Origin of the sequence: Occallatibacter sp. (genome assembly GCF_035317045.1) — a bacterium.
Classification (GTDB): domain Bacteria; phylum Acidobacteriota; class Terriglobia; order Terriglobales; family Acidobacteriaceae; genus Telmatobacter.
This window is the reverse complement of sequence record NZ_DATHHT010000004.1, coordinates 1-20,093: the sequence shown is the minus strand read 5'-3', so window position 1 is coordinate 20,093 and position 20,093 is coordinate 1. Positions and strand designations below refer to the sequence as shown.

The 20,093-nt window shown below is 58.5% G+C and carries 19 protein-coding genes and 1 tRNA gene; 10 read left to right on the top strand and 10 right to left on the bottom strand.

Features of this window, described 5'->3' with window-relative positions; all coding sequences use genetic code 11:
- Positions 1-49 precede the first annotated feature (49 nt).
- Both VK574_RS01665 and VK574_RS01660 read left to right on the top strand, forming a co-directional pair.
- Entirely contained in the window at positions 50-1,207 is a 1,158-nt protein-coding gene (locus VK574_RS01665; protein ID WP_472798064.1) for a PP2C family protein-serine/threonine phosphatase, read from the top strand.
- A gap of 209 nt (positions 1,208-1,416) precedes the next feature.
- Positions 1,417-1,686, top strand: a complete 270-nt coding sequence (locus VK574_RS01660) for a hypothetical protein (RefSeq protein WP_472798063.1) — start codon at positions 1,417-1,419, stop codon at positions 1,684-1,686.
- A gap of 106 nt (positions 1,687-1,792) precedes the next feature.
- Here the strand turns inward: VK574_RS01660 and efp are convergent, their stop codons facing one another.
- Entirely contained in the window at positions 1,793-2,353 is a 561-nt protein-coding gene (gene efp / locus VK574_RS01655) for an elongation factor P (RefSeq protein ID WP_472798062.1), read from the bottom strand.
- A gap of 142 nt (positions 2,354-2,495) precedes the next feature.
- On the opposite strand from efp, the gene VK574_RS01650 reads away from it, so the two are divergent.
- The gene (locus VK574_RS01650; RefSeq protein ID WP_472798061.1) at positions 2,496-3,422 is read left to right on the top strand and encodes a hypothetical protein; all 927 of its coding nucleotides are present in this window, start codon (positions 2,496-2,498) and stop codon (positions 3,420-3,422) included.
- 26 nt (positions 3,423-3,448) lie between these two features.
- Here VK574_RS01650 and VK574_RS01645 read toward each other — a convergent pair whose 3' ends face one another.
- Both VK574_RS01645 and VK574_RS01640 read right to left on the bottom strand, forming a co-directional pair.
- Positions 3,449-4,519 (bottom strand): class I SAM-dependent methyltransferase, encoded by a 1,071-nt coding sequence (locus tag VK574_RS01645; protein ID WP_472798060.1) that lies wholly within the window; start codon positions 4,517-4,519, stop codon positions 3,449-3,451.
- Positions 4,520-4,668: 149 nt separating this feature from the next.
- Positions 4,669-5,079 carry a hypothetical protein gene (locus VK574_RS01640; RefSeq protein ID WP_472798059.1) on the bottom strand — a complete coding sequence of 137 codons (411 nt, stop codon included), beginning with the start codon at positions 5,077-5,079 and terminating at the stop codon, positions 4,669-4,671.
- 262 nt (positions 5,080-5,341) lie between these two features.
- Here VK574_RS01640 and VK574_RS01635 point away from each other — a divergent pair, with 262 nt between their 5' ends.
- Together VK574_RS01635 and VK574_RS01630 are read left to right on the top strand one after the other, a co-directional pair.
- The gene (locus VK574_RS01635; protein ID WP_472798058.1) at positions 5,342-7,576 is read left to right on the top strand and encodes a beta-glucosidase; all 2,235 of its coding nucleotides are present in this window, start codon (positions 5,342-5,344) and stop codon (positions 7,574-7,576) included.
- Between the two features lie 14 nt (positions 7,577-7,590).
- Positions 7,591-8,187 (top strand): LbetaH domain-containing protein, encoded by a 597-nt coding sequence (locus VK574_RS01630; protein ID WP_472798057.1) that lies wholly within the window; start codon positions 7,591-7,593, stop codon positions 8,185-8,187.
- A gap of 178 nt (positions 8,188-8,365) precedes the next feature.
- Here the strand turns inward: VK574_RS01630 and VK574_RS01625 are convergent, their stop codons facing one another.
- The 3 genes from VK574_RS01625 to VK574_RS01615 are packed head-to-tail and all read right to left on the bottom strand — an operon-like array spanning position 8,366 to position 10,700.
- Complete coding sequence (locus VK574_RS01625; protein WP_472798056.1) at positions 8,366-9,226, bottom strand: DUF3106 domain-containing protein; 861 nt, start codon at positions 9,224-9,226, stop codon at positions 8,366-8,368.
- A 45-nt stretch (positions 9,227-9,271) separates the two neighbouring features.
- Positions 9,272-9,796, bottom strand: coding sequence for a hypothetical protein (locus VK574_RS01620; protein WP_472798055.1), 525 nt, complete (start codon positions 9,794-9,796; stop codon positions 9,272-9,274).
- A 52-nt stretch (positions 9,797-9,848) separates the two neighbouring features.
- Positions 9,849-10,700 carry an RNA polymerase sigma factor gene (locus tag VK574_RS01615; protein WP_472798054.1) on the bottom strand — a complete coding sequence of 284 codons (852 nt, stop codon included), beginning with the start codon at positions 10,698-10,700 and terminating at the stop codon, positions 9,849-9,851.
- Positions 10,701-10,997: 297 nt separating this feature from the next.
- On the opposite strand from VK574_RS01615, the gene VK574_RS01610 reads away from it, so the two are divergent.
- Positions 10,998-11,072, top strand: a tRNA-Val gene (locus VK574_RS01610).
- Between the two features lie 80 nt (positions 11,073-11,152).
- Here VK574_RS01610 and VK574_RS01605 read toward each other — a convergent pair.
- Positions 11,153-12,358, bottom strand: coding sequence for a hypothetical protein (locus tag VK574_RS01605; RefSeq protein WP_472798053.1), 1,206 nt, complete (start codon positions 12,356-12,358; stop codon positions 11,153-11,155).
- Between the two features lie 80 nt (positions 12,359-12,438).
- Here VK574_RS01605 and VK574_RS01600 point away from each other — a divergent pair, with 80 nt between their 5' ends.
- Positions 12,439-13,449 (top strand): Gfo/Idh/MocA family protein, encoded by a 1,011-nt coding sequence (locus VK574_RS01600; protein WP_472798052.1) that lies wholly within the window; start codon positions 12,439-12,441, stop codon positions 13,447-13,449.
- A gap of 192 nt (positions 13,450-13,641) precedes the next feature.
- The gene (locus VK574_RS01595) at positions 13,642-15,279 is read left to right on the top strand and encodes an AMP-binding protein (RefSeq protein ID WP_472798051.1); all 1,638 of its coding nucleotides are present in this window, start codon (positions 13,642-13,644) and stop codon (positions 15,277-15,279) included.
- A 26-nt stretch (positions 15,280-15,305) separates the two neighbouring features.
- Here VK574_RS01595 and VK574_RS01590 read toward each other — a convergent pair whose 3' ends face one another.
- Both VK574_RS01590 and VK574_RS01585 read right to left on the bottom strand, forming a co-directional pair.
- Positions 15,306-17,288 carry a PP2C family protein-serine/threonine phosphatase gene (locus VK574_RS01590; RefSeq protein WP_472798050.1) on the bottom strand — a complete coding sequence of 661 codons (1,983 nt, stop codon included), beginning with the start codon at positions 17,286-17,288 and terminating at the stop codon, positions 15,306-15,308.
- 253 nt (positions 17,289-17,541) lie between these two features.
- Entirely contained in the window at positions 17,542-18,309 is a 768-nt protein-coding gene (locus VK574_RS01585) for a dolichyl-phosphate beta-glucosyltransferase (protein ID WP_472798049.1), read from the bottom strand.
- Between the two features lie 216 nt (positions 18,310-18,525).
- Here VK574_RS01585 and VK574_RS01580 point away from each other — a divergent pair, with 216 nt between their 5' ends.
- Positions 18,526-18,825: an integration host factor subunit beta gene (locus VK574_RS01580; protein ID WP_472798048.1), complete on the top strand. Its 300-nt coding sequence runs from the start codon at positions 18,526-18,528 to the stop codon at positions 18,823-18,825.
- 372 nt (positions 18,826-19,197) lie between these two features.
- Here the strand turns inward: VK574_RS01580 and VK574_RS01575 are convergent, their stop codons facing one another.
- Positions 19,198-19,749, bottom strand: a complete 552-nt coding sequence (locus VK574_RS01575; RefSeq protein ID WP_472798047.1) for a retropepsin-like aspartic protease — start codon at positions 19,747-19,749, stop codon at positions 19,198-19,200.
- Positions 19,750-19,874: 125 nt separating this feature from the next.
- Between VK574_RS01575 and VK574_RS01570 the strand changes: the two genes are divergently transcribed.
- A partial coding sequence (locus VK574_RS01570; protein WP_472798046.1) for a winged helix-turn-helix domain-containing protein occupies positions 19,875-20,093 on the top strand: 219 nt, incomplete at its 3' end.

The following is a 20,093-nucleotide window of genomic DNA, read 5'->3' as shown; positions in this document are numbered from 1 at the left end:
TCGCATCGAACCTTGAGGTCATTTTCGCTGGCGCGATGGAGACAGTTGGATGAACCGATGGAACGCTCGACGCGAAATCTTCACCTCGATGCCTCTCCGATCATTTTTGACTTTCTGTCTCTCCGTTGCATTCACATTCGCATCGATCGGAGCGGTCAATGATCTATTCGACGTCGAGCATTCTGACGCTCGTCGCCTCATCGCCAAGGTCCTGACCTCTGCCGTATTTGCTGTCCTGTGGATTGTGATCCTTCATCGCCGAATGTCCAGATCCCTCTTCATCGCCTTCGCCGCCGTACTCGTCGTTGCCCAGGTTTCATGGCTGATCGCTCTGGCACGAATCTTCCCTCCACTGCAACGCACATTCACATCGGAGGAGTGGCGAACGCAGGTGGACCTGCGCGGCCTTCTGATCATCGGACTGATTCTCTTCAGTTACGGCTGGTTCGGGACTTTCTTCCAGATGGAAGGCAAGCGCTACTTCGCCGCCCATACTGAGATCGAACTAGCTTCTCGAATCCAGCAGCAACTGGTCCCACCCGTGGATTTGAAGGTCGGAAACATCGAGACGTATGGCATCTCCATTCCCAGTGGAACTGTCGGCGGTGATCTTATTGACGTTGCGGATTCCGGTGACTTCGTGTGCGCCTACGTCGCCGATGTCGCGGGCCACGGAGTCGCGGCCGGCGTTTTGATGAGCATGGTCAAGACCGCGGTCCGCATGCACTTCATGGCTAAGCCGCCAACCGGTGAGGGACTGCTTGAGGCAGTAAACAATACACTGGCGCCATTGACTGAGACGTCCGCCTACGCCACGTTTGCGTACTTGCTGATTTCGACGCAGACGCAAGTGACATATTCGGTCGCTGCGCATCCGCCCATCTTCCATTTTCAGCATAGTGGTGGCTTGGCAGTGCGCCACACAGTCGAGAACCTTCCCGTCGCGATGTTCCCCGACACACATTTTGAAACTGCCAGCTTCGACTTTCTCCCAGGAGACATTCTTGCCATCGTCACGGATGGCCTGACTGAGGTCTTCAACGCAAGGAACAAGGAGCTGGGAGAGCCCTATATCGAGCAGGAATTGGCTGGGCTTGCTTCTCTCCCACTCCCTGAAATCGCCGCCGCGATCTTCAAAGCGGCCAGAGCCTTCGGAAAGACCTCAGACGATCAGACTCTGCTCCTGGTCCGCCGAACGGGCGGATAGTCGGAGATCAGCTTTAATTCAACGAGAAAATGGAGACAATTTCTCCCTGCGCTTCAGAAACGGTCTGTGTCATTGAAAAGCGAGCCCTCTGAATATGTTGACCGTGCAACAGCGACAGACCGGATCACATCACACATAAGAAGACTTTTCCATCGCGGCCGACCGGGGATCGCGGCAACAAATTTCAACAGGAAGAAGGGCTAAATCTTATGACATCAGGCATATTGGAAAAAAACGCTACAGTTGAGGATGTCGTTCGCGAGATCTCGCGACTCAAGGCCGTCGTCACGGACGCGGTGGAAGACGGAGTTGAATCGGCCGTCAAGGCGCTCAAGCAGGGTCGTGACGTCGCCGAAGATGCGATCTACGAAGCAAGACGCACCGTGAAACAGAAGCCATTTCAGTCCATGGGCGTTGTCTTCGCCGCCGGAGTCCTCGCCGGAAGCCTCGTGGCCTGGCTCAGCTCGCGTCGGAGTTAACCGCGGTCAATAACTTCAACACGCCCACCATGGGGAGATCTACGCGTAAACGCCGCACGTGAAAACGCCGAGGCCAAGCCTCGGCGTTTTTCACGTGCGTATGTCTCTACGCCCGGCTCATGTAAGCGCCCTCGCTCGTGTCGACGCGGATCTTCTCGCCCTCATTGATAAAAGGCGGCACCTGCACAACCAGACCGGTCTCGGTTTTGGCCGGCTTGGTCACGGACGACGCGGTAGCCGACTTCAACCCTGGTTCGGTCTCCACCACGGTAAGCTCCACGAACGAAGGCAGTTCGATACCCACCGCTTGTCCATCGTGGTAGCTGACCTTAATCTGCAGGTTCGGCGTCAGGTATTCCACCGCATCGCCCAGGGTTGAACCCTTCAGCACGGTCTGCTCGAAGTCCACCGGATTCATGAAGTAGTAGTCGTCGCCGTCGGCATACAGAAACTCCATCGAAATCTCATCCACCACGACCTTCTCGATGGCGTCGCCGGAACGGAAACGGTGTTCGAACATGGCGCCCGACTTGAGATTGCGAAGTTTTGCCTGGATAAAGGCGCGCAGGTTGCCCGGAGTACGATGTTCCACCTTGAACACGAGGTGGAGAATGTCGTTGTGCTTGATGATCATGCCCGGACGCATTTGGGTGGCGGGAATCGCCATAAACTTGAAACTCCTTGCTTTACGTGAAAAATTCGGCCTTGGCCCAATCTTCATTGTAACTTAGGGCCTATACACGCATCCTCAGCGCGCCGGTGCCGCTATTGCGTCGCATTGTGTTCTGATCGAAGTGAGGGGACACAGCTTGCGCTCATCCGGAATCAATGCGGCGCCCGCTGGCGCGTTGCTGCTGCTATGTTTGCTGGGGGCCCTCGCTTCTCTCCGTTCCGATCTGCTGCCGGGTTCAGTATCGGAAACGAATTCGTCGTCCTTGTTGAAACAGGCCAGCATCCTGGCGGTCTTTGCCATCATCGCCGCAGCAACAGCCATTGTTCGAAGACCAAACTGGCCGCGCGGCCGATCGATCCTTGGAGCGGTATTGATAGGAGCCGGTCTCCTCGCTTTGCCCGCGCTGCTGATCGAACTCGCCAAAGGGCATGTCGACGATTCCACGCGCGTCGCCCTCTTCTCCCTCGTTCCGGTCTTTGCAGTCGTGCTGGAGCCGTATCTCGGTCCTGCTTTACAATCGCCCCAGCGTGGCGTTCTGGCAGCTGCGTTGGCGGCCGTCGCCGGAACGTTGCTCATCTTTCCAATGGAACTGCCTCGAGCCTCGGCGCCGATCCTCGCGTTCTGCGGCGTCATCATTGCGGTCGCCTCGGTCGCCGCCGCCAACTGCACCGCGGTCAAGATTGCTCAGAGCCACGCGAATCTATCCCAGCCCGGTTTCGCCGCGATCGCGACAGGTTCGGCTGCAATCCTGCTCGCCATTGCGGGTCTGTCGATCGAACCTCGCGCCTGGTCCATCGCACGCATCGATGCCTGGGCCATTCCGGATCTGCTCGCCCTCGGTCTACTTTTCTGGCTGATGCGGCGCATGTCGGCGGTCCGCATGACGACACGTTTTCTCATCGCGCCGCTGGCAGCGAATCTGATCGCCCTCGCGTTTCTGCGGCCCGGAGTTCAAGTGCGCGCCTGGCTGGGTTTGCTGCTCCTGGCACTCGGATCAGGCTGGCTGCTGTTTGCACCCGAAGACGAGCCGGAGAAATTCGGCTCGCCTCTGGGGATCACGTAGGCCGCCTCGAACGCGGATCGAAGACTTCAAGCCCGCGCTTCATACACCAGGTTGAAAGCCGTTTGTGCCGCTCTGCGGAAGCGCGTAAACCCGGCCGTCATCACCACATCGCGAATGCGTTCCTCGCCGGCTTGCGCTCCAAGCGCTGCGCCAACCTCCTGCGCCAGCGAAGCAGGCGTGCATAGCATCGTCGAAGCAGAGTAGTAGATACGGCCCACCGGGTTATGGTTCTGCTCCGGCGAGTCGTTGGCAAATGGTTCGACAATCATCCACGTGCCATCTGGCTTGAGCGACGACAGCACGTGCTTTGCTGCCCCCGTCGGATCGCCCATGTCATGAAGGCAATCGAAAAACGTGACCAGGTCGTAGCCTCCGTTGGTTGGATAGCTTTTCGAACTGGCAACTTCAAAGCTGATTTGGTCCTGCAAACCATCGCGTCCTGCAACGTGACGCGCATATTCAATGGATCCGCTGTGATAGTCATATCCACTGAATTTCGCCTTCGGAAACGCCTTCGCCATCAACATCGTCGATGCTCCATGACCGCATCCGACATCGGCAACAGATCCGCCCTTCGACAGCTTTTCCGCGATGCCCTCAAGCGCCGGAATCCACGAACTGAGCAGGTGCTGTTCATAGTTGGGTCGGAAGAATCGTTCGGTGCCAAAAAACAGATTGGCGTCGTGCTCGTGCCATCCCACGCCGTCGCCAGTGCGGAATGCCTGGGTAATCTTCGGTTCATCCTTGAAGCATGCGGAAACAATGTGAAACGCACCGGGCAGATCAATCGTCGTCAGGGCGATCGCCTGCTCCGCCGGCAACTCGAATTTCTTCGAAGCCGCGTCATACGTTACGTATCCGCTCGCGGCGTTGGCATTGAGCCATTCGCGCACATAGCGTTCTGAGGTCTTGGTCTTCGCAGCAAGTTCCGCCGAGGTCATCGGACCTGCGCCGGCCATGGCCTTGAAGAGTCCTAGTTTGTCTCCGATCACGATGAGCGCTGCATGCATCGCGGCGCCCAGGTCCATCACAGCCTTCCCCATGAAGGCATCCAGTTTGGCGGGATCGAATGCGGGAGTGGCAGTAGCTGTAGCCATTTTCTTTGACCTCCGTAGTTCGCCATACCAGGCGGGAAGAGGCGATCCTACTCCCGGCCAAAAAACAATGTCAAAGACTTTTCGGTCGATGCAGGAGGTCCAAGTTTTCCAGCAAAGCTGCCCTCCCTCACCCACTATTCGGCAAGCGTTTACGTTTGCTTCAGGCGAATCATGCCACCGGCCCAGGCACAGGGAAGCGCCAGCAAAATCAACGCAACGGGATACCAGTGCGCCTGGAATTGAGGCCCGCCATTCCATGTTGCAATGGCCCCTGCCAGGCTCATGATAAAGCCAATCGCGCCACCTGCAAGAGCATGCTTCATGGGACTGTACGGTGCAAGGCGCGCAGTCAGATAGCTGGCCCCTACGCTATATACCGCACGATATGCCGTCGCCAGCATCAGCCGGCCGTCGGGGGCACGCTGATCCCATGCCGGGAATAGATGAATTGCATGCAGCACGAGATCTGTTCCAAACGTCACTGCGACGCCCGCGATGATTCCAGCCAGCACGGCCAGGATACTTCTACCGATTTGCCGCGGAGGGTGAGGGTCGTTCATTCGCTTTCACTTCCGTCTTCGATGGTTGTCGCATCGCGGATCTCTGCGAATTGGATCGGGGACAAGAATTTCGCGATCGTATCGTATCCCATCTAAGCGTTGGAAAGCATCGGAAATCTGCAGCCTCTTCAGCGGGCGCCTCGAGCCATATCGAAGTTCGTGCAACGTGACTTGAGAGTCTGTTTAATTTGTTGCGGTGGGCCGTGATCCGCTACGATGGCAGCGATTCGATCGCGGAAGATCAACCGCTCTGGAGTTTCAGATGAATTGCCGCACTTTGCGCTTTTGTTTCGTTTCACTCCTGTCCTCGCTCCTGTTCCTTCCCTGCACGCACGCGCAGACCGCACCCACTTCGCCGGTGACATCGGCTTCCAAAAGCACTTCTCAGGTGGACCAGCGTGTACAGGATCTGCTCAAGCGCATGACCCTCGAAGAAAAGGCGACCATGCTCTCCGGCTCTGGCTGGATGGAGTCGGCGCCCATCCCGCGCCTCGGCATTCCCGCAATCAAAATGGCCGATGGCCCCCTGGGCGTGCGCAACTGGACGGGCAGTTCGGCGATCACCAATTCCTCAGCGAATCCGGTCAGAGTCGAGACAACATCCTTCCCCTCCGGCGTCGCCATGGCATCCACGTGGGACACCGCCCTCGTGCAGCGCGAAGGTCAGGCCATTGCGCAGGAAGTAAAAGCGCTGGGCCGCGACATGATCCTCGGTCCAACTGTAAATATCAATCGCGTTCCCCTCTGGGGCCGCAACTTCGAAGGCTACGGCGAAGACCCCTACCTCTCTGGCCAACTCGGCGTCGCCTACATCCGTGGCGTCCAGGGTGAGGGAGTGATTCCATCCGTAAAACACTTCGCCGCCAACAACGAGGAGTTCGAGCGCCATCGCCTCGACGAGAAAATCGACGAACGCACACTCCACGAAATCTATCTTCCCGCCTTTAAAGCTGCCGTGCAGCAAGCCGACGTGTGGACCGTCATGTCCGCCTATGAAAAGGTCAACGGCGAATACTGCGCCGAGAATCCCTACCTCCTCACCGATGTCCTCAAGAAGGAATTCGGCTTCAAGGGATTCGTAGTTTCCGACTGGGGCAGCACCTATTCAACCGCGCCAACCGTGAACGCCGGCATGGATCTCGAGATGCCCGGTGGACCGCCGGCCAAGGCCATGTTGTCGAGCCCGCGAACGATCATGAGCGGCAACAGCGGTGTTTGGCTGGAAACCGACAAGGTGCTGGCCGATGTGAAGGCCGGCAAAATCACCGAATCAACGATCGACGACAACGTCAGCCGCATCCTGCGCGTAATCATGCTCAGCGGCATCATGGATAACCCGCACGCCGCATCGGGCGAGGTCGACACTCCCGCACAGCAGCAGATAGTCCGCGAAGGCGAAACCGAAGGCATCGTCCTTCTCAAAAATCAAAGCAACCTGCTTCCGCTCGATCCCTCGAAAATCCATTCAATCGCTGTGATCGGCCCCAACGCGCTCGTCGCGCGCACCGGTGGCGGAGGCAGTTCGCTCGTCCGGCCAAAATATGCAATCTCGCCGCTCCAGGGAATCCAGAAGCGCGCTGGCGCCGGAATCCAGATCACCTCTGCCCTCGGTGTCGGCATGGAGGGCGAAGACCCCGCGCACGATACGCCGGAATCTCGGGAGAATGATTTGAAAGCAGCGTCGGATGCGGCCGCGAAAGCCGACGTAGCCATCGTCGTAGTCGGACGCTACAACAAACTCGAGTCCGAAGGCTTTGACGTGAAGACGATGGACCTGCCCGCAGGTCAGGACGAGTTGATTGCTGCTGTCGAAAAGGCTAATCCCCACACCATCGTCGTTCTCAACACTGGAGATCCAGTAACGATGACGAAGTGGATCGACACCACGCCCGCACTGCTCGACATGTGGTACGGCGGAGAGGAAGGTGGCAACGCGCTCGCGTCCATCCTCTTCGGCGATGCCAACCCCTCCGGCAAACTACCCGTTTCGCTCCCTAAGAAATTCGAAGACTCCCCGGCGGCAAAAACCTATCCCGGCCAGAACCTCCACACCGATTACTCAGAAGGCATCTACGTCGGCTATCGCTACTACGACACCAAAAACGTAGAGCCGCAATTCCCCTTCGGCTTCGGCCTCAGCTACACCACCTTCGCGTACAGCGATCTGAAGGTGGTCCGCGGAAAGTCAGAGGGCACGCTTGTAAGCCTGAAGGTAAAGAACAGCGGTTCTCGCCAGGGTGCCGAAGTTGCCCAGCTATACGTCCACGACGGCCACTCAACGATCGACCGTCCGGTCCACGAACTCAAGGCGTTTCAGCGTGTGGAGCTAGCGCCTGGCGAATCCAAGACATTGCAGTTCGCGCTCGATCGATCTGCATTCGAATACTGGAGCCCGCAAACCAAACAGTGGACCCTCGATCCCGGCTCCTTCGAAATCCAGGTCGGCGCCTCATCCCGCGACATCCGGCTTAAAGCGCCCGTTGAAATAGGCCGCTGATAAACTCGGAGCAGATGCCCCGCCAAGTCCACTACAACGCGGCAGATAACATTGCCCCCGAAACGGCAAAGGATCCGTTTTTGAGACCCGCGTTTTCCGCGAGCAACCGCATCGCGCGCCTCGCCTGGAATATCTGCTGGGCCCTGTTCTATCGCCTCTCGCCTCGCCCCTTTCACGGATGGCGCTCGATGCTGTTACGCCTCTTCGGCGCAAAGATGGGCCCGCACTGCCACTTCTATCCAAGCTCGCGCGTATGGGCGCCCTGGAACCTGGTCTGCGCCGATCAGGTCACCGCCGGCGATGGTGCTGAAATCTACAACCCCGCGCCTGTCCGTCTCGGCTCCCATGCGATCCTTTCGCAGAACTCCTACCTCTGCGGCGCAACCCATGACTTCGACGATCCCGCCTTTCCGCTCCTCGCCTACACCATGGAAGTCGGCGCCTATGCATGGGTGTGCGCGCGCGCCTGCGTCGCTCCCGGCGTCAACGTAGGCGAAGGCGCGGTCCTTGGTCTCGCCTCCGTCGCCACGCGCGACCTCGAACCCTGGACCGTCTACGCTGGCTCTCCCGCCCTAAAAGTGAAACAGCGCAATCGCATCATAATTTCGTAGGTGTCATTCTGAGTGAAAGGGGCCCCAATTTCAGTTTGGGGGTGGTGAGCGAAGAATCTGCTTCTGCTTTTCGGCCCCCGTCAATGCCCCCCTCTTTAGCACCCCGACCCCAACGGCCCCCAAAAAACAAATCCCGCCGAGGCCAATCCTCGACGGGAATATCAAACCCACTGACGCTCTATTGCGGCGGCGCGTAAGGCTCAACACGCAACATGTTCGACAGGATGCCCCGCTCTTCCGGGCTGAACTGCCCCTGATAGCGGCTCGAGTTCAGCACGATCGATCGCTGATCCGGTGGAACTGCTTTCAAATCGCGAAACGCATTGCGCATCATCGTCTGACGATCCTGCGGCAAGCCGTTCCAGCGCCGCGCCGATGCCGCAACCTGGGCGCGATCTTCAGGCGAGAGCCGTTCCAGGTTCTCAGCACGTGCAAGCGTTCGCTCCCGCCGCGCGTCGGGCATCCGGTTCACCCGATTCAACTGGTTCATCAAGCGCTGCTGTTCGCCCTGCGGAAGCCGGCGAAAACTCGGGTCGCTCCGCAGCATCTGCTGCTGTTGCGGCTCCGGAACATTGCGATGTGTGTTCAGCCACGCGCCAAGATGTCCCGGCGGCGCGTAAAGCTGCAGCGCCGTTCCGGGATATGTCTGCCGCCCATTTACCGGAGCGTTGTAATTCGAATTTGGATAAGCACCGCGAGCGCCCGCCTGCGGTGGTGCATACGGGTTCTGTATCGGGCGCTGCCCCTGAACTCCGGATCCACGATACGGCTGATACGGTTGCGGCGCGCGATTCTGCGGCGTTCTGTTTGGATACTGTTGCGCAGGACGGCCCTGGTTCTGCTGGCGCGGTGATTGTGGATGCGTGTATGTCGGGCGACTCTGCTGCCGTGGCGTAGAGTAGCTCGGAGCCGGACGCGCCGTATTTTGGCGCTCTGCAACCAAGGCCGCAGGGGGCAGGCAAAGGGCTGCCAGTGCGACGGCGGTCAGAACCGTCCGGCGCGTCTGCTTTGCAACGCTTTTGCTCCGTTCCCCATTCATTCTCTTGGCCCCGCCGTTCAAAAAAATCTCTTGCACTTTCTTCAACTATTGCGCTTGCGGATCATCCGAATTCGGATCGTCCGAAATCGCGTCATTCGGGTTGTCGGAGATCGCCTCCAGCTGATCCAGCACCTGCGAATTGCTGTCCAGGGTCTGCAGATCGTGCACCACGGCTGCGTCCGCATCCGGTTTCGGCTGTGGCTGCTCAATGTTGGTTACGCCCAGATACGTGCCGCCGCCGATCAGCAGCATCACCGTCAACGCCATCGCCGCCAGCGGACGAGCATGCATCTGAGGACCGTAAGCAAAGCGGGCGCGGATGCGCTGGAACCATGACTGCCGCGGAGCTTCGCGTTCCTCGCGCATCCGTGCGCCCAGCCGCGTCATGAAGTAGGGACTGGGCTCAGGCGTCGTCCAGGCATCCATCAGATCCATCGTGGCCCGCAGCCCCTCCAGCTCCCGGCGGCAGCTCTCACACTCCGCAACATGAGTCTTCACCTTGGCAGGCGCCGCTTCCGGATCGAGCAGCATCTCTGCCAGCTTCTCTTCCATCGCGGTGCATTTGTTCATCGATTCCATCGCTACCACCCCACTCCCCGCCGGTGTCCCCGGCTTTCAATCCCTACACGAAGTCTTTTAACTTATCCCGCAGTGTCTGATACGCCCTGAAAAGCAGCGACTTCGTCGCCGACTCGCTCAGTTTTAATACATCGCCGATCTGCCGATAATCCATCCCTTGATACTTGTGCATTAACACCGCCATGCGCTGGCGTTCCGGCAAAGCCATTACATGCGCCCGGATCGCCGCCATGCGCTCATCCCGCAAAATACTCTGCTCCACCGAGGGAGCGTCATCTGCCACATCCGGCGTCGTCCCCGACTCCTCGTCCGGCGCGTCCAGATAAATCGTCGACGCCGACCGCTCGTGCCGTGTATCGCGTGCGTGGTTTACCGCAAGATTCGTTGCAATCCGATAAAGCCACGTGGTGAACTTCGCTTCGGCCCTGTAGCTTTCACGCGAACGATACACGCGCAGAAACACTTCCTGCGCTAATTCCTCGGCAACCGCCTGGTTATGCACCATCCGAAACAGAAAATTGTTCATTGCCCGGTGATACTTGCCCACCAGGTAGTTGAAACCTGCCTCGTCGCCTGCCGCCACCCGCAGCATTACGGCTGCATCACTCGACTCGTCCTGGGCGTAATTGACGGGCCGTTGCGGTTCGGGCGGATTCAGAGCCGTGCCCCGTCCCAGTGCCGGATTGTCCAGTACCAGGGTTGCCATATCTTCAGGAACCCCGTCCGTATCGGAAGGTTGCGCAAATTCGTCAGTTTCCGGCTCTGATTTTGCATTGTTTAACGGTTTTCGACCCCCCGAGCGCTGGTCGGCCTGCTGGCTGCCTTCTCGCCCTTTCCGGCCGGAATCCACGCCAAACCGTTGCCCGGCCTCGTCCTCGTCCGACTGGCTCGACATAGCCGCCCTGGAACCACCCCAAACTGGAGTCCCATCGGCCGATGCAAGCTCGAAGCGGGGCGTGCCCAAAGTTCCGCCAAAGGGGACGGGGAAAGCCGGCGGCTCGTCCCCGGGAGCAGACTTGCGAACCTCTCGGATTGAGCGTACTCGCCAGCGCATCAGTAACTTGGAGCGAATTCACACGGCTCCGGGTTGGCAGAGCGCCCAGGTTGGCCGTCGAGTGTCGCTGGTGATACTCTACCGTACAGGGAGCCCCTCTGGCGCGCCTCGCGCCGATCCGCGGCACCCCTCCAGCCCGGGCGCTTAACTCAGCGGTAGAGTGCCACCTTCACACGGTGGAAGTCGCAGGTTCGAATCCTGCAGCGCCCACCATCGGCTTCCCGATCCCAACGTAGTCTCAGAGCACCCGAAAACTGGGTCGAGGCCGCGTTTGACGACAGTCAGCAGAATGCCTAAGCCGCCGCCTCCACCCGCTTGAGCCCGGCTGACCCCATCCACTCCTGCAGGTTGAACGCCAGAATAAACAGAAACGAAACGTACAGCATGCTCAGGTCGCGAAACTCTCCCGGCTGGCAGAACAGCAGAAAAAGCGGAATGTTGATCACAGCCGCGATCTGCGCGTGGCCCTTGAGCCGGAGAGGCAGAAAACGCCACCCTCTCCAGACTGTCCAAATCAGCAGAACCGTCGGAATCGGAGCGCTCAGCGCAGGAAACATCAGGTCATACGTCCTGTCCACCCACGTGTCCAACTGGAACGGATGCAGATAAAAACTCATCTGATCCTTCAAATGCCACTCAACCGTTCCACCCGGATTGTGCGCGAAATGAAGACGGATCGGCAGGTAGACCGCTGCACATACTGCCACTAGAACACCCACTCCAATCAGCGAGTTCATCCGCGAATGCCGCTGCCGGAAAAGCGGATACAGCGTAAACATGAAGAGCAGGAACGATTCCTTGTTCCAGGTTCCCAGCGCGGCGATAGGGATGACCCACCACCAGTCGAGTTTCAGCGCAATCCAGACGGCCACCGCCATAAAGCACAATTCCGGATAGTCGCAGAAGTATCCGCCCTTCACCCCGAACAGCGGAAACAGGAGCATGAACACAACCGCCGCAAACACTGCCAACGGCTCCGCAAGATTCGCAGCGGTACAAACCTTGTACAAGGCCACGGCTGCAAACAACGCGAACAGATACGTCGCAATATAGAAAATCAAATATTGTGCGGGGTATGCCTTTGAAGTCAGGTTGAACGCAACACTAATCCGATCCTTCGCCCTTTGCGGCACCCTGCGCGATATCGCGTCAACCGGCAGCACCCGGGTAAGCGAATTGGCAAGGTCGGGAATCATCTGCCGATAGATGTACGGACGGTGGGCAGTGCCATCGATCATGCGATCGAACTCAGCGATCAAGTCGGTCCCGCGCGCGCCCTGTTCGCGAAAATGCCACTTCTGGTAGAACGCACTGAACGACGCAGCCGAAACCACGATCAGCAAAACCAGCAGGCACATGCGATGAAAAAGCCGCGCGCTGCGCGTCTCGCCATGCCCCGAAGGCGAACGCCTCAACTGCGCATTTGTCGCTTCATCATGAGACGAAACATGTACACGTAGAGCCGGCGAGGTTGGTTCAGAAGTTGGAGTGGGGTTCATCAGGAAACTCGTCTCGATTATAGCCGAGGCCGCTTTCCCAATCGCGATAGCAACCAAGCGCACGAAGTATGATGACTCCCATGCCAACCAAACTCCGCTGGGGCGTCCTCAGCACCGCCAACATCGGAATCAAGAAAGTTCTGCCGGCCATGCAGCTCGGCCGTTCCACCAGCGTCGATGCCATCGCCTCCCGCGACCTGTCCCGTGCCCAGAAGACAGCCTCCGCGCTCGGTATTCCCAAGGCATACGGTTCCTATGAGGAGTTGCTGGCCGACCCGGAAATCGATGCCATCTACAATCCCCTGCCCAACCAGATGCACGTTCCCTGGACCATCAAGGCCGCCGAAGCGGGCAAGCATGTCTTGTGCGAAAAACCAATCAGCCTCACCGTCGCCGAAGCCAAAACCCTGCTTGCGGTCCGCGCCCGCACCGGCGTCAAAATCGGCGAAGCCTTCATGATCCGCAGCTACACCCAATGGCTGCGCGTTGGCGAACTGTTGCGCTCAGGCCGCATCGGCCAGTTGCGATCTGTCGTTGGATTTTTCAGCTACTTCAACAACGATCCTTCCAACATCCGCAACCATGTTGAAAGCGGCGGCGGTGCGCTGCTCGATATAGGCTGCTACTGCATTCAGGCCGCACGCTACGGGTTCGGAGCCGAACCCAAACGCGTTATCGGCCTCATCGATCGCGATCCAAAGATGAAGATCGACCGCCTCACCTCCGCCATGCTCGACTTCGAAGCTGGCCAGGCGATCTTCACCTGCAGCACCCAGCTCGTCCCGTATCAGAAGGTCCAGTTCTTCGGCACCACCGGACGCATAGAAATCGAAATCCCCTTCAACGCCCCCAAAGACCGACCCACCCGCATCCTCATCGACGAATCCGGCGAACTCTTCGGCAGCGGCATCAAGGTCGAAGAATTCCCCACCGCCGACCAGTACACCATGCAGGGCGATGCTTTCTCCCGCGCCGTCCTTGAAGGCGGCGAAGTGCCCATCCCATTAGAAGAAGCCATCGCCAATATGGCCGTAATCGAAGCCATCTTCCAATCCGCCCAAACCGGCCAGTGGGAAACACCCCTGCAGTAAGCCCTTGCGGTGTCATTCGGAGCGAACGGGGCCCCGAACGTACTTCAGTTCGGAGGTGGTGAGCGAAGAATCTGCTTTCCATCCATTTCCGCCAAGGCTCCCTCCGCATTCAGTTTTCCTGGATGTGTGCTAGATCACACTTTGGCCCTATACGAGCGGGTTACACTGCCCCTTTGGAGTTCTGAGCCCCCCATGCCCGTCGACGAAGACCCGACAACTCCGAGTTACACTCGCGGACCCGACCTTCCGCTCCTCGACCTCTCCATCGGCGCGCTCCTCCACCGCACCGCAAGCCGCTTTCCCGACCGCCTCGCCGTCGCCTCGCGCCACCAGTCCGCGCGCATGACCTGGGCCGAACTAAGCGATGCCGCCGATCGCGTGGCACGCGGCCTTTGGTCGCTCGGCATACGCCGCGGCGACCGCGTCGGCATCTGGTCCACCAACTGCGTCGAGTGGGTAATGCTGCACATGGGCTGTGCACGTGCAGGTGCGGCCCTGGTCAATGTAAACCCCGCGTATCGCTCCCATGAGCTCCAATACACGCTGACCCGCTCGCGGATGAAGGCTCTGTTTCTCTGGCACAAAGACAAGCATGCTGACTACGAAGAGATTCTCAACCGCGCCTGCCACGACCTGAAGCTGGACCTCGAACACACCATCTACTTCGACTCCCCTCTCTGGCCCGCGCTCCTCGAGTCTGCCGGGCAACTGCCCGATCAAGTATCAGTAGATGACATCGCCAATATCCAGTACACCAGCGGAACCACAGGCCTCCCGAAAGGCGTAATGCTCACCCACCACAACGTGGTGAACAACGGCCAGTTTCTCGCCCACGGCTTTCACTACACTGAGCAGGACAAGATCGTCGTGCCCGTGCCGCTCTTCCACTGCTACGGCTGCGTCATCGGGACAATGACTGCATTAAACTCCGGCGCAGCCCTCATCTTTCCCAACTGGACCTTCGACGCACGCGCCACCCTGCAAGCAATTCACGATGAGCGTGCGACGTCGGTCTACGGCGTACCGGCAATGTATGTCGCCGAATTCGGCATACCCGAATTCTCCACTTTCGACTTCACCAGCCTGCGCACCGGCATGATGAGCGGCGCTCCGTGCCCCGTCGAATTGATGAAGCGCGTGCTCAACGAAATGCACATTGGTGAGTTGGTCATCGCCTACGGTCAGACCGAAACCTCGCCGGTAGTCACCATGAGCGACGCCGGCGATACGTTGGAAATCCGCGTCAACACCGTGGGCCGCGCGATGCCGCAAACTGAAATACAGGTCGTCTCACCCACCGATGGCGCCCGCCTCCCCATGACAATACAGGGCGAAATCTGCGTGCGCGGCTACGCTGTGATGAAAGGCTACGACGGAGATCCCGTCGGCACCGCGGACGTGGTCAAGCCCGACGGCTGGCTGCACACCGGAGACCTTGGCGTCATGCGCGAAGATGGATGCCTGCATATCACCGGCCGCTCGCGCGACGTCATCATCCGAGGCGGCGAGAACATCTATCCCCGCGAGGTCGAGGAATTTCTTTACACGCATCCCAAGGTCGGCGAGGTGCAGGTCGTCGGCATCCCCAATGAACGCCTCGGCGAGATTGTGATGGCATGGGTCCGTCTCCGGCCCGGAATGGAAGCCACCGAATCCGAGATTCGTGAATGGTGCAAAGCGCAAATCGCGTATTACAAAATTCCTGAGCACGTCCGCTTCGTCGACGATTTTCCCGCAACGCTCTCCGGCAAAATCCAGAAATACAAGATCCGCGAATTCGAAATCGAAGCACGCGGCCTGCAATCCATCGCAAAGACAGCTACCGCTTAGTCCCAGAGCTCAAACCAAAGTACGCCTCACGCCGCACTCGCAACTACTGCTGTGCGGGTCACAGTAACGACAGTGATGTCGTCCTCCTGCCCGAAGCGCTTCGCAGTCTCGACAATCTCTGCCGCGGACTTCATCGAAATCTCTTGTGCGCGTTCGAATCCGAACAACTCGCCGTCCGGCCTCTGCGCTTCAATCACTCCGTCCGAGTAAAACGTAAGACGGCTGCCGCCATCCATCTGGAACTCGACGGTCTCGTACCGCGCCGCACTCGCAACCCCCAGAGGCAACGCCCCGGGAAGTTCCATTTCTTTCCCATCGAGATACGGCGAAAGATGGCCGGCGTTTGCAATCGTCACGCGTCCATCGGGAGCGATGAAAGCCGCAAGCGCAGTCGAGAATGCCCCGCCTGACCGGCCAACCAGGCGCTCGTTCAGATTAGCGAGAATTTCTGCAGGTCCGCTTGTGTATTCAACCACGGCGCGAACCGCGCCCACCAGCACCGAAACCAGCATCGCTGCAGGCAATCCCTTGCCTGCGACGTCTCCAACAACGATCAGGATCCCGCCTCCTCCGATGGGCAGGATCTGGAAAAAATCGCCGCCGACCTGCTGTGCCGGCTCGTAGACAGATTCAACCGCGAAGCCGGGAACTCCGCCCGTCTGCTCGGGAACAAGAACTCGCTGCACTTCCTGTGCCGCGGCCAGTTCACCCTCGAGCTGCGCCTGCCGCCTGCTCATGGTACTGGAGCGTTGCAGCATGATGATCGCCAGAGAGACGACCGACAAGACTCCCGACATGCTGTTCAGCGATACGAAGAATGGACCGACAGGGTGACGGTTAATCAGGTTCAAGCCTCGAAGTGAAAACTGCCTCCAGGAGGGAAACTGAAACAGCATCTGCATCGCGACCAGGGCATAGATGTATAGGCTGAACAGGATCACGGGGATGAGCAGGATCCCCGCCTCGCGATTTCCCCGGCGCCAATGGACCACAAGCACAATCGGGATGACAACGGAAAGAAAGATCACGAACGGAAGATTGGTGACGGTCTGAAGTGGCAATGACAAGTCTATGAACCAGCCATGAAGCCCTCCGATGAAATAGAGAACACCAATCACAATGAGAGACGTCCGCCACCGCCAGCCAGTCCGCAAGTGAACGAATGAAAAGTAGAGCGATGCCCAGATGTAGGGCGATACGAGACGAGTTGCATCCGAGAACAACACCCATCCGATTGGAATGTTATGAAGCTGGCTGATCACAAGCGTCGGAATCAGAACGAGTCCCATCATTCCAACAGCAAAGATCCAGAGATACTCGGTTTGTCGCCGTTGCGCGGCGAAAAGCACCAGGGCAACAAAGCCAAGACAGACTCCAAGACCATCGCTAATCCAGCCGAAGGTGTTCTCACCGATGATTGATAGCCAGTCGTAACGATAAAGGGTCTTCTCTTGCCCAAGAGTGAGATTGCCGGAGTACAAACCCGGGTCCTGACCCACATTCCATTCAAGTGCCGATATGTGGACGCGGAGGGCAATCACAATAGCCCCCGACGCCAGCACGCGATCGGGAATGTGCGCCAGCAGTCTTGCGTCGGAGGTGTACGGCACAAAGGGCACCACTTGTCCCGATCGGATCAGCCGCTCCCCGTTGACATAAATCTCAAACGCACGCGAGAGCTTAATCTCGCTGAGGGCGAGGCCGGTCTGCGTGGGGTCGACTTTGACGTGGAGCCGATACCAGACCACATCCGGATGATGCGGAAACAAAGATTCGATTAAGCCGGATGGATCAAATAGCGTCCAATGGGAATCATCGAAGTCCGGAGACGCGTAGGCCGGGTTATCACCCGCCTGTACCAGCCACTTCATCGCCAGATTCGCCGGTTCGCGAAGATGGGTGGCATCGAAGGTCTGCGCCCGAACCGGATGCGCGAACAGGACGAACAGCGCCAGGGGAAGGGCAAACGCGAGATGCCGGAGCGTGCGCTTTGCGGATCGGCAAACCATAGGGCAGATTGGACCTCGTGCAGGTTCCAGTACAACCTACCATTCCACTCCGGTGTGCGAGAAAGCTGAACTGTACGACGACTCCAGCAAACCACGTTGATGGGTGCCCCCGGTCCCTCGCTTTTGGGGACCGGGGAAGGACGCAGGGAATCGAACAGAGGCAGCTCTTTGTTACCCCGTCTCCGGTGCCCCCGGTCCCTCGCTTTTGGGGACCGGGGAAGGACCCAGGGAGTCGAACGGGGGCGGCGCCTTGTTAGCGAGTTTCTCCGGTCCGAAGAATAGCCTGGGTTTGCTTGTTGTACCGCCCAGTCAGAGCATTCCACCGCACGATCGCCAGTTCTTTCAGCATCTGCAACCCGTCCCGTAGATAGCTCATCCGCGACCGCTCGTCATGCGCCCAACTCACCGGAACCTCGACCACACGGAATCCCCGTTTGATGGCGATAAATAAAATCTCGGGGTCGAACCCCCACCGCTCAATGGTCTGTAACTGGAAAACTGTCTGCGCTGTCGATCGCGTAAATGCCTTGAATCCGCACTGCGTATCGGCAAACGGCAACTGCATCACCATGCGGCAAACCGCGTTGAAACAGCGACCGAAAAATTGCCGGTAAAGCGGCTGGCGATGGGTCTGGCGGCCGCTCTCCAGCCAGCGCGAACCAATGGCAATATCGGCGCCATTGCCGATAGCTGTGAACAGCCGGCCGGCCTCCTCCATCGGCGCCGAGAGATCGGCATCGGTAAACATGATAATGTCGCCCTGCGCGTTCAAAACTCCCGCCCGCACACTGTAGCCTTTGCCGTGATTTCCGGGGTTTTCCAGCAGCCGGACCTCCGGAGCGCTCACAGCAAAATTCCGCACCAGTTGCGCGGTCGAGTCGGTCGAACCGTCATTCACCACGATCACTTCAGCGTCCCAACCGTTCGCGCGGATTGCAGCCACGACCGACTCAAGCGTCGCCGGAATTCGGGCGCTCTCGTTGTATGCCGGAATGACAACGCTGTATTTGGGAAATTCCACGGGCGTCTTGCTCCTTCCCTCTGGATGACTCGACAGCAGGGGAAGACTCAGGACATGATAACCCGTGGCGTCCGCCCCTGGGGACTCTTCCCGCGGGAAACGTCTACTACACCCTCCCGGTCCATGGTCAAGAAAGGCCTATTCCACAGAAGAATCGGTTTTTTCTTAACTCCATGTCGCGAATGCGTTTATCCTGTGGTACGGAGGCCAGAGGACATGACGAAGGCAGATCTGGTGGAAAAGGTCACCCGCTTGGGCGACCTCACGCGCCGCGATGGCGAGGTCATCGTGGAAACGGTTTTTGATTCGGTGATCTCTGCATTGCAGAGCGGTGACAAGATCGAAATCCGCGGATTTGGTTCCTTCCGCATTCGCCAGCGCAATCCCCGCATTGGCCGCAACCCCAAGACTGGAGAGCGTGTGGAAGTCCCCGCCAAGCGCGTTCCCTACTTCAAACCCTCAAAGGAACTGCGCGACCTCGTCAACCCAGGCGAAGCCGCTCGCGCATCTTCGTAGTCTGCATTTCATCGAGCGAAGCCGATTCTCCACGCTGAGAACGGCCGATCGTCCTCGTCCGCGTTTAGATTCTTCGCAACATCTCCAATCAAAGCTGCGGCCCCATCGGGCCGCAGCTTTTCCGCGTTCATGTCATTTTAGGAAAAGGCTTCGCATCGGCGAAATCACAACTCAAGATTCATTCGACTGAATCGCAGATCAAGTCCTTCCCTACCAGGGGTCAAGGACAGCAACGTGATCGTTGTGGCTGATGAAGACGCGCTTGAAGAGCCCCGTTGACAGCAGTCCATCGAACTCCGAGGTGCGGGAATCCTTGAGTCGAACAGGCCGCGTTCCGTCGGACAAACGGACAGCAATGATAAGCGGATTTAGCTAAGCGGCACTGTCTGTGGCCGAAGCCTGCGTCAGCTGCGGTACACGGGTCCCTTTGACTGCCGTGCGCATAGCGCCAGTGTCTTCGAGACAGAGGCGGTTGTGCGCGTTGTCGATAAGCACATCAAAGTGCTCAAGAAAATCTTCGCCGAGGATTCCCTGAATTTGAAGATCGGCAGATTTGAGCTTCTGCAGGTCGTACACCAGCACCTTCTGGTTGGAGACAATCTGGGAACCCGCTGCAATCTGGTCAAGTTGCGAAAAGGAGGCAGCCACTTGAAACCCGGCGCCTGCCACGACGGCCGCCCCATGGGTCTCCATATGAAGCTCTCCTGCCAGAGAGACATCGATCATCGTGATCTCGGTGCCTGTATCCAGGAGAAAATTGTAGGGGCCGGACTTGTTCAAGGAAACCGCCACGATCATCTGATACCGGTTCACTAGATGAAGGGGTACACTTGCAACACTTCCCGGGCAATGAGTTTCCGCCGACAGCGGTTCGATAATGGTTGCCGCAAGAACAAAGGGAGCGAACCACTTGAAGGTTGCCATCGCGAGAGCTCCTCAGCCGGTTTGGCTGAAGGAACTCTGGGCGCGTGGTTCTGAACGGTCTTGATGGACTCCGGATCAATTTCGGAGCATGAGGATGAATTTCAGAGGGCGGATCAGGGAGCTTTGTGACGGGGAATAAGTCCATTGTTTTCAAATTCGCTGACGTGGAGGTTCGCGAGCGGGAGTTCTGTCTCGTCAAGGCCGGTGAGGTGCTGCCGGTCGAACCGAAGACATTTCGGGTGCTCTTGTACCTGCTGCGCAATCCTCAGAAGCTGATCGCAAAGGAAGAACTGCTGAATGCGGTGTGGGGCGACGCCGTCGTTACCGATAGCTCGCTGACGCGC

Bases quoted from the DNA above. Each gene is read 5' to 3' on its own strand.
- VK574_RS01665 (WP_472798064.1), top strand. From the start codon at position 50: ATGAACCGATGGAACGCTCGACGCGAAATCTTCACCTCGATGCCTCTC.
- VK574_RS01660 (WP_472798063.1), top strand. From the start codon at position 1,417: ATGACATCAGGCATATTGGAAAAAAACGCTACAGTTGAGGATGTCGTT.
- efp (WP_472798062.1), bottom strand. From the start codon at position 2,353: ATGGCGATTCCCGCCACCCAAATGCGTCCGGGCATGATCATCAAGCAC.
- VK574_RS01645 (WP_472798060.1), bottom strand. From the start codon at position 4,519: ATGGCTACAGCTACTGCCACTCCCGCATTCGATCCCGCCAAACTGGAT.
- VK574_RS01640 (WP_472798059.1), bottom strand. From the start codon at position 5,079: ATGAACGACCCTCACCCTCCGCGGCAAATCGGTAGAAGTATCCTGGCC.
- VK574_RS01635 (WP_472798058.1), top strand. From the start codon at position 5,342: ATGAATTGCCGCACTTTGCGCTTTTGTTTCGTTTCACTCCTGTCCTCG.
- VK574_RS01630 (WP_472798057.1), top strand. From the start codon at position 7,591: ATGCCCCGCCAAGTCCACTACAACGCGGCAGATAACATTGCCCCCGAA.
- VK574_RS01625 (WP_472798056.1), bottom strand. From the start codon at position 9,226: ATGAATGGGGAACGGAGCAAAAGCGTTGCAAAGCAGACGCGCCGGACG.
- VK574_RS01620 (WP_472798055.1), bottom strand. From the start codon at position 9,796: ATGAACAAATGCACCGCGATGGAAGAGAAGCTGGCAGAGATGCTGCTC.
- VK574_RS01615 (WP_472798054.1), bottom strand. From the start codon at position 10,700: ATGTCGAGCCAGTCGGACGAGGACGAGGCCGGGCAACGGTTTGGCGTG.
- VK574_RS01605 (WP_472798053.1), bottom strand. From the start codon at position 12,358: ATGAACCCCACTCCAACTTCTGAACCAACCTCGCCGGCTCTACGTGTA.
- VK574_RS01600 (WP_472798052.1), top strand. From the start codon at position 12,439: ATGCCAACCAAACTCCGCTGGGGCGTCCTCAGCACCGCCAACATCGGA.
- VK574_RS01595 (WP_472798051.1), top strand. From the start codon at position 13,642: ATGCCCGTCGACGAAGACCCGACAACTCCGAGTTACACTCGCGGACCC.
- VK574_RS01590 (WP_472798050.1), bottom strand. From the start codon at position 17,288: ATGGTTTGCCGATCCGCAAAGCGCACGCTCCGGCATCTCGCGTTTGCC.
- VK574_RS01580 (WP_472798048.1), top strand. From the start codon at position 18,526: ATGACGAAGGCAGATCTGGTGGAAAAGGTCACCCGCTTGGGCGACCTC.
- VK574_RS01575 (WP_472798047.1), bottom strand. From the start codon at position 19,749: ATGGCAACCTTCAAGTGGTTCGCTCCCTTTGTTCTTGCGGCAACCATT.